The sequence below is a fragment of the Trichocoleus sp. FACHB-90 genome (assembly GCF_014695505.1).
GTDB classification, from domain to species: Bacteria; Cyanobacteriota; Cyanobacteriia; order Cyanobacteriales; family FACHB-T130; genus Funiculus; species Funiculus sociatus.
In genome coordinates this window covers 1-7,871 of sequence record NZ_JACJOK010000012.1, presented here as the reverse complement: position 1 = coordinate 7,871, position 7,871 = coordinate 1, and the positions used below count along the sequence as shown (strand labels likewise).

4 protein-coding genes are annotated in these 7,871 nt (G+C 46.9%); 2 read left to right on the top strand and 2 right to left on the bottom strand.

Annotated elements, in window-relative coordinates; translation table 11 throughout:
- Nucleotides 1-679: 679 nt before the first annotated feature.
- Together H6F74_RS03015 and H6F74_RS03010 are read left to right on the top strand one after the other, a co-directional pair.
- Nucleotides 680-982: a hypothetical protein gene (locus H6F74_RS03015; protein ID WP_190436105.1), complete on the top strand. Its 303-nt coding sequence runs from the start codon at nt 680-682 to the stop codon at nt 980-982.
- Nucleotides 979-4,338 carry a plasmid replication protein, CyRepA1 family gene (locus H6F74_RS03010; RefSeq protein ID WP_190436102.1) on the top strand — a complete coding sequence of 1,120 codons (3,360 nt, stop codon included), beginning with the start codon at nt 979-981 and terminating at the stop codon, nt 4,336-4,338. The genes H6F74_RS03015 and H6F74_RS03010 overlap by 4 nt, the downstream gene beginning before the upstream one ends.
- Here the strand turns inward: H6F74_RS03010 and H6F74_RS03005 are convergent.
- Complete coding sequence (locus H6F74_RS03005; RefSeq protein WP_190436099.1) at nt 4,335-4,583, bottom strand: hypothetical protein; 249 nt, start codon at nt 4,581-4,583, stop codon at nt 4,335-4,337. The genes H6F74_RS03010 and H6F74_RS03005 overlap by 4 nt on opposite strands.
- A gap of 663 nt (nt 4,584-5,246) precedes the next feature.
- Nucleotides 5,247-6,965, bottom strand: a complete 1,719-nt coding sequence (locus tag H6F74_RS03000; protein ID WP_190436096.1) for a site-specific integrase — start codon at nt 6,963-6,965, stop codon at nt 5,247-5,249.
- Between the last annotated feature and the right edge of the window lie 906 nt (nt 6,966-7,871).

The window sequence follows — 7,871 nt, the reverse complement described above, 5'->3', positions numbered from 1 at the left end:
ACCCACATGGGCAAACGCGAAAGCTAAGAACATCGGAAGCCGGATGCACCGAAAGGGGCACGTCCGGATTTAACTGGGAGGGGCGGGAGATAATACTCCCCCTCGACCCAACCCCAAATACTGTCGGAAAAGCGATCGCTTAATTCTGAAGAACAGAGAACACTAAGAGACTTCAATGCAAATTTAGCGTCTACCAGCAGCCATGCCCAAGAATTTACAAGGTTGCGTATTTTGTGCCTTAACTTCTGTCGGGCTATTGCAAAGAACCAGAAAAATAAAACACTGAAGAGAAAGCTTGATGAGTACGATAAGCAGCGTGAGTCCCTATACAAGCTGATACAACGCATTAATAGAACAGGTCGAGGTGGAGGCTGGGAGAATGGCTACCCCTTGGAAACGCAGAAAGAAGGAGGGAGTTATCGTAAGTAATACTTTACAAAAGTTAATATCTGTGCGCGATTTTCTCCGGAGAGGCAATTTTAGACAAAACTAGGATTAACGTAAAAAAACCATAAAAAAATCTGGCAACCTTCCATCTACCTTAAAAAGCCTGCCTCAAAGACCGCCTTCCTAGCACCTTCCAGTCACCAGACTAAGAATACTTACTTTCAAGTTAACAGGCAGGCTTTAAAAAGGGAAATAGAGGGTTGCTCCAATCACCACAAAGAGGCACCCCCCCATGAATACTTATAGTCTGCATTCTACCCCAACTCTAGGGGGAAAGCTAGAGTTTACAAGTATTTCAGAGCGCTCGCCGATGTCTGGCTTCGTCGAAAGACATCAACTGACAGATACGCTCAATTCACTTGAAGTGGCAGGACTGTGCGGTGAGGATGCGCTCTTTGCGATCGCGCTCACACAGAATTTGAATTGCTGGCTTTGCGATTCCCAGAAATCTGTCACAGTTCCAGTTATCATGCCCGATCTGAAGCCCAGCCGCCGATGCGCTGAGTGCGATTGTTTTCTGGAGGTCGCACAATGATCGACCAAAAGCACTTAGAGGAATGGCAGGGCAGCGGCGTAAAGGATTCGATTATCGAGTTGAATGTGCGATCGTTTTCCGGATCTGCGCCTCACGAACAGCTATTTTACTCACCAAAAATTGAACGCACTAACACCGGGCGAGTTCCCAATTGGATGCTCAATCAATATGCCCATGTTGAAAAAGGCGGCTGGTGGTGTAGTGGGCGAGACCCATTGGATAAATTGCAACTGATGCAGTGGGGCTGTTTTAAATCAAATTCTCCGCGTAGAAATGCTGATAAGAAACCGATAAAATATGAACATCCAATAAAGGTTGCCACACGAGCATTTTTTCTACGAATTGATTTCAAAACAAGCCTGAGAATAGCTAGGAGGTATGGTCTTGAAAGAGAATACTGGGAAAGGTTTCTGCCAACACACCGAACAAACGAAGCTCAAAACCAAACAGGCGAAGCTCAAAGCAAAACAGAGCAGGCAAGAGGAAAGGGCTTCAGAATTTCAAGAAAGGTTATCAAGTGCGGGCATCGAAACGGAACTGCAATACTACCCAGAACTGGGAGAATGGCACCCCGTACTCATCAGAAAAAGTTAAAAAGGCTTGAAGATAAAAGTTTCTGGGGATGGGTTTTAGAGAATAAAATCCCAGTCTGCATCTCGGAGGGGGCGAAAAAAGCAGCGGCACTGCTATCGGTTGGATTCGCAGCGATCGCCTTGCCGGGAATCACCTCCGGCTATCGACGGCTCCAGGATGAGGGCTGGAATCCTGGAGACAGCCGCAAACTAATTCCAGAATTGGAAATTTTAAAAAACCATCCGGTTTACTTCGTTTTCGACCATGACCAGAAGAGGAAAACCATTCGCAGTGTCAACAACGCCATCGAAAAAACAGGTCAGCTACTCGTAAAACTTGGCTGCGAGGTTCGAGTAATTACCTGGACTCAACCTGAGAAGGGGGTTGATGATTTCATTGTTGCTAATGGCATTGAAGCTTTTGAGAAATGCTACGAGTCAGCGCAATCATTGGACGAATGGCGATCGCGCTTATATTCTCAGTTAACTCATCCCCCCAGCCTAAGACTCAATCAGCAGTATTTGGGAGAACTGTCCATCCCCAGCGATGCCAAACTGGTAGGCATTAAAAGCCCCAAGGGGAGTGGCAAAACCGAAAGCTTAGTCAAACTCGCAGCAGAGGCATTACATCGAGGCGAGTGGGTGCTGATATTAACCCATCGCGTACAGCTTGGGATGGAGTTATCTCGGAAGTTCGGGATTCCCTACGTTAGTGAAATTCGCGACTGCGAAACGGGCCGCCTACTAGGTTTTGGGCTGTGCATCGATAGTTTGCATCTAAAGTCACAAGCGCGGTTTACGGCAGAAAATTGGCACGATGGCACCGTAATTTTAGATGAGGCAGAGCAAGTGGTTTGGCATATGCTGAACTCAAGCACCTGCCAAAGCGATCGCGTAGCCATCCTGAAAGAGTTTAAAACTCTAATAACCAATGCCCTCAAAAGCGACACTGGGCGAGTAATTTTGAGCGATGCTGATTTAAGCGACCTGACGCTTGATTACATTCAAAGTTTGGCAGGGGTCAGCGTCAATCCTTGGATTGTCGTTAACGAATGGGAGCCAGCTGTTGGATGGAAGGTTCACAACTACCAGGACACGACCCCAGCGGCAATGATTGCGGCGCTAGAAGAAGACATGAAGAGGGGAGGAAAACCTTTTATCTGTTGTAGCGGGCAGAAGGCTAAATCTCGTTTTGGTACTCGCAACCTTGAGGCTCATTTTTCTAAGAAATTCCCCCATTTAAAAGGGCTGCGGATTGACTCTGAAAGTGTCGCAGATCCTAATCATCCTGCTTTCGGCTGCACCAGTCATTTAAATGAGCTGCTGCCCCAGTACGATTATGTGCTTGCAAGCCCTTCGATTGAAACAGGAGTTTCAATCGATATAAAGGGACACTTTACAGGCGTCTGGGCAATCCTCCAAGGTGTTAGTCCAGAAAACTCCGCCCGTCAAGCCTTGGCGCGAGTTCGGGAGCCTGTGGAACGGCATATCTGGGCAGCGCCTCACGGGTTGGGAAAAATCGGTAACGGTGCCACCAGCATTAAATCTCTACTGGCGAGTCAACACAAACTCATCAAGGCTAATCTTCAAGCTCTTAAGACTGCCGATTTTGATTGTGACGATTTAGATACCGCTTTCGATGCTGTGAGCCTGCGGGCATGGGCAAAAATGGCTGTCAGGGTAAACGCGGGAATGATTGATTATCGTGGGAGTATTCTAGCTGGATTGAAAGCTGAGGGGCATCAAATTATCACTGTAGACGGCGGCGACGGCAACGAGATATCAGAGGAGCTTACTGAGGTTCGAGATGCTGAACACCAAAAAGAAGCTGACGCGATCGCCAACGCTCCTGTCATTTGCCAAGCTGACTTTGAAAAGCTCAAAGAGAAGCGCTCGAAAACCCAACAAGAACGCTACCAGGAGCGCAAGCATTCTCTAAAACTGCGCTACGGAACCAATGTGACACCCAACTTGGTAATCAAGGACGACGATGGATGGCACCCTAAACTGACGATGCACTACTACTTGACAATGGGGAAACAGCATCTTCCAGCCAGGGATAAGAAACGGGTGGCTACCATTCGAGAGCAGGGGGAGGGCGCGGCGTGGCTACCCGATCTAAATAAAGCAGTCATCGGCGCATCCATCGCCGGTTTAGAAAGGCTGGGTGTACTGCGCTTGTTGGATACCGAGCGGGAATTTAAGGGCAGCGATGCCGACCTTCAGGAGATGTCCCAGAATGCGATCGCCGCCCGGTGGCAGATCAGAGCAGCGTTGGGCATCACCATCAACGAGAAAGATTCACCAATAGCGATCGCGCAGAAACTACTGGGTAAGCTCGGACTGCGATTAAACTTACTCCGTAAGGAAGGCGCGAGAGGTCAACAGCAGCGAGTTTACGGGTTCTCAGATCCAGCAGACGGGCGCGACCAGGTATTCGCCGCATGGCTGGCACGAGATGAGGCGGCGCGGCAGGCAGAACGGCAAAATGTATCAACATCTGATACCGTAGTCACCCCTGGTAATAAAGAGTATTTAGACAAGCCAGACGACCAAACTACACCCCAGCTTATCAATGAGGGGAGCGCGAGCCCTCCCCCCGCGCTCACCCCTGAAGAAGTTGAAGAGTGTGCAAACTACTTGATGATCGCGGATTCTCCAGAGGTAGTGGTGGCAGTATTCAGGATGTTCCGAGACTTCTGCCAGCAGGCGAAGCAGGCAATTTGGGCATTGATTCCCAAAAAGAAGAGGGCAGAGCTTCGGGAGATGGCGGCAATGGGCTAACGCGATCGCTTGAACCGAGTTCCCGAAAAAGCAGTAACGGAAAATTCCGTCTCAATCCGCCTAAACCCTAAATCTGTGTCCGTGAATGAGTTCATAAAGGGACACAAAGAAAATCTGACCCTCGCACTCAGGAAGATGCAATGAGGCTCGGATGCGATCGCGGCGGCGCTAAAGTTGTACCAGCGATTGCAGTCAAACCGCGGCGACAACGAGGCAAGCAACTTATGAACACTTGATGACCCCATGAACACTTGGATACCCCATGAATGCCATTGGGAAATAAAATTGTTAGCTGCTGCTAATCGAAATCTAAGATATGAGCGTACCCCTTATTTCCGAGAGTAAGCGATCGCTCGTTGTAGTTCATGAAGGACGGTATACTGCGCTCAGGGGATTGAGCGCGATCGCTCGTTGTAGTTCATGAACGCGGTATACCGCGCTCAGGGGATTGAGCGATCGCTCGTTGTAGTTCATGAGCGCGATCGCTTGTTGAGTTCATGAAGGACGGTGTACTGCGCCCATGAGATTGAGCGCGATCGCTCGTTGTAGTTCATGAACGCGGTATACCGCGCTGATGGGATTGAGCGATCGCGTTTGTCGTCGGAGCGAGATCGCTCGTTTAACTATTGCAATGAGATCGCACTAACAATTGTGTGCCAATCGTAGTCAGCAGAAAATTTACTACAAAACGACAACCTCGCCCTTATGCTTAGGCGTGGGCGTTAAGCTTTAAGCTAACACCCACGCTCCTGTCCCTTTGTAAAGCCGGTAGGCTCAGAATTAACAGGACTTTTCAAACCCAAACAAAGTGTTTGAAAAGCCAGCTCCAAAAAACACCTTTTGGGAAGCAACACAAGAAATTGATATCCACAGCCAAAACTATCTCAACTTGATGCGCTTCTCTATGTCTACTCTGAAGGATTCTTGACCGATAACGGTGGCGGTGGAGGCAAAGAACCTGTAGGTAAAGACTGCAACGTCATTAATGCAGGAGCCACCTTTTGTTCAGGAGTACGACGGTCGTAAACTTTGCGCTGCATCTCTGGAGAATGAGGCATCAGATCAGCTAAAGCCGCCAGCACCTCATCTGACGTACCAGAGAGTTTCAGATGAGTCACAATTGCATCCCTGACCATGTGCGGTGTAAAAGCCTGTCCCGTCAAACGATACACTCGTTTCCGGACATAGTTGTACAGAGAACCATCACTCATCGGTTTCCCATTCGGCTGGGTGAAAACATAGGGATGATCTGGTTTGAAAACCTGCCGCCATTGAGATAACCACTCCTCAAGCAACGGATAAACATTCGCTGGAAGCTCAATAATTCGTTTCTGACCATTCTTGCAGTAGCTGTCTCCAGTTTTAAAGTCAGTAGCAGTGTGTTCAACGAACCACTTACCATCCCGATTAATTAAAGTTCGTCCTAGCTCCAATTCCCGAATCGTGCGTCCCCGGTCAGGGAAAAAACTTAGCACCAGAAAAATTAAAGCGACTTGATTACATTGAGCCACAGTGCGCTCCGAACGTTTTGTACCGCATTTAGTTCGGGGTGCACATTCTTCTAACAAACGCTGTACACAAGCTTTAAACGTCGGCCATGTTATCCATTTTTTCGACTCATCTGATTTGCGAGGCGTATTATTAACCCGCACCATAATATCACATTCCAATCGCCGCAATTCCTCAATAATTGGAATATCTCTGTATCCAACCCGTTTGTTTGAAACCTCGTCGCGAGATTTGCATTTAGATTCCTTGTGATAGAGAAACTTAGCGATTGCCACACTAGCTTCCACAACTTTTAATTCAGTATTTGGGGATGCCTCGCGAGTCTCTCGTAACCATTGCAGGTGTTCGTCGAGCAAGTCCATTGTTTTATCGATAGTCGCTTCATCTCGCTGACCATCAGGCGTTAAGCCACTACCAAAAACAAGCTGTTTAAGGTTTAACTCTTCTAGGAGTACGCCTTTGTAATAATGAAGCCAACCCAACAATCTTTTGGCTGAATTAACGTGACCTTTAGCGCTACCTTCACGTATGGGTCCATCTTGGCGTTTGCGAGTGCCAATCACGCTGGTCTGAAACTTTAAGAAATCGTTGAGAGAGGCTTGTAATTCCCTGGGAATTTCCGGGTCTTTTAACCCATAAGAAAAGTTAGGAGAACTAGGGGTTAGCTTTTTATTAGTGACCCGAACATTATCGCCGACTCGACCTCTGCTGATCCGAATGGGGGGACAATATTGGTGAGCATCCGTTTTGGCAGAAACTTTCCACCAAGACTGCTGACGGCACCAATCCACCATTCTTTTTAGATGCAAGCGATAAGTACGAGAGCTACCAGGATTGCCCAAACTGGCAAAAACTTCTTGTTGGTACTCAAGAGCATGATTCAATTCATGAATAGGAACCTGTTTCATAAAATCTAAACCAGCGTTAACATCCGCTTGTGTGAGCTTTTTCCGATTCGGTAAGGGAAATCCCCATTTAGGTAAGGTAAAGCGAATTAAAGCAGTACGAGTCGAAGCAGTTACATCAGTTTCCTTATCCAAATGTTGCGATTTAAGAGCATCCGAATAAAGCTGATAAGCATCGGCGAGAGTTTGCGGGCGGTTGATTAAGAGATCCATTTTGTTTTCTCCGAGAGTGGTTATTTGTAACGTAGTGGGATGAACGGTATGGCACTCAACTTATCCAAACTTTCTCTAACTTTTGACCGATAGAAAAGCTGGAAAAGCCCTAAATATATCAGGTTGAAGCTTCAAGGTATTTGCCCAACGTAATAAATATTTGTTAGCAATATTTATTACGGCTATTTAGGCTAAGTTCCTAACTATTTGATAGGAATTTATTTAGCCCAAAAAACAAAAAAGGCGGCTCAATACAGAGTCGCCCTTTTTGGGATTGGATATTTAATTAGTGCTGCTATAGAGCATAACCTTTAGCCGATTAAAGTGTCAAGGGCTTGCTGGCGAGAAGATTTTTCCATAATTAGGATGGAATGCCTCACTCACTCTTCTATCTGCCTTTTGACTCCATATTTACCGCTACCCACTCAACTGGCTTTCTAGGAAGTAGTTATACGGCTCATAAATATGTAGCGACCTGGAACTTTACTGGCAACTTTTTGGATTTCCACTAACACTTTTAAGCGTCGATAACCTTACCTTAACGGATAACCCCGCTAAGCCACTTGCTGGATTTTGACCAGCGATGGAAACAATCAGCGCGATCGCTCACACACGATCATCTACCCACCTGCCGAATAACAGATTATTTGTCTCAAGGTGATTAAGATAACTGTTCATTCATTGTTCGCATTCTCTACCGTCTTTATCGCCATCGAATCTATGCGGGTCTGGTGCTAGCACTTTGAAGTTTTGATGAGAAATATCACCGCAATCTCAGTCTGGTAAGCTGTTAAGCATTTAAACTGTGGTAAGAGCATCACCCTTGTTTTTAATCTTTCGTCCCCATTTAATAATCAACTCCCCTTCATTTAAAAGCTGATGCAATAAATACTCTAGCTCTTCAAT

Bases quoted from the DNA above. Each gene is read 5' to 3' on its own strand.
- H6F74_RS03015 (WP_190436105.1), top strand. From the start codon at position 680: ATGAATACTTATAGTCTGCATTCTACCCCAACTCTAGGGGGAAAGCTA.
- H6F74_RS03010 (WP_190436102.1), top strand. From the start codon at position 979: ATGATCGACCAAAAGCACTTAGAGGAATGGCAGGGCAGCGGCGTAAAG.
- H6F74_RS03005 (WP_190436099.1), bottom strand. From the start codon at position 4,583: ATGGGGTCATCAAGTGTTCATAAGTTGCTTGCCTCGTTGTCGCCGCGG.
- H6F74_RS03000 (WP_190436096.1), bottom strand. From the start codon at position 6,965: ATGGATCTCTTAATCAACCGCCCGCAAACTCTCGCCGATGCTTATCAG.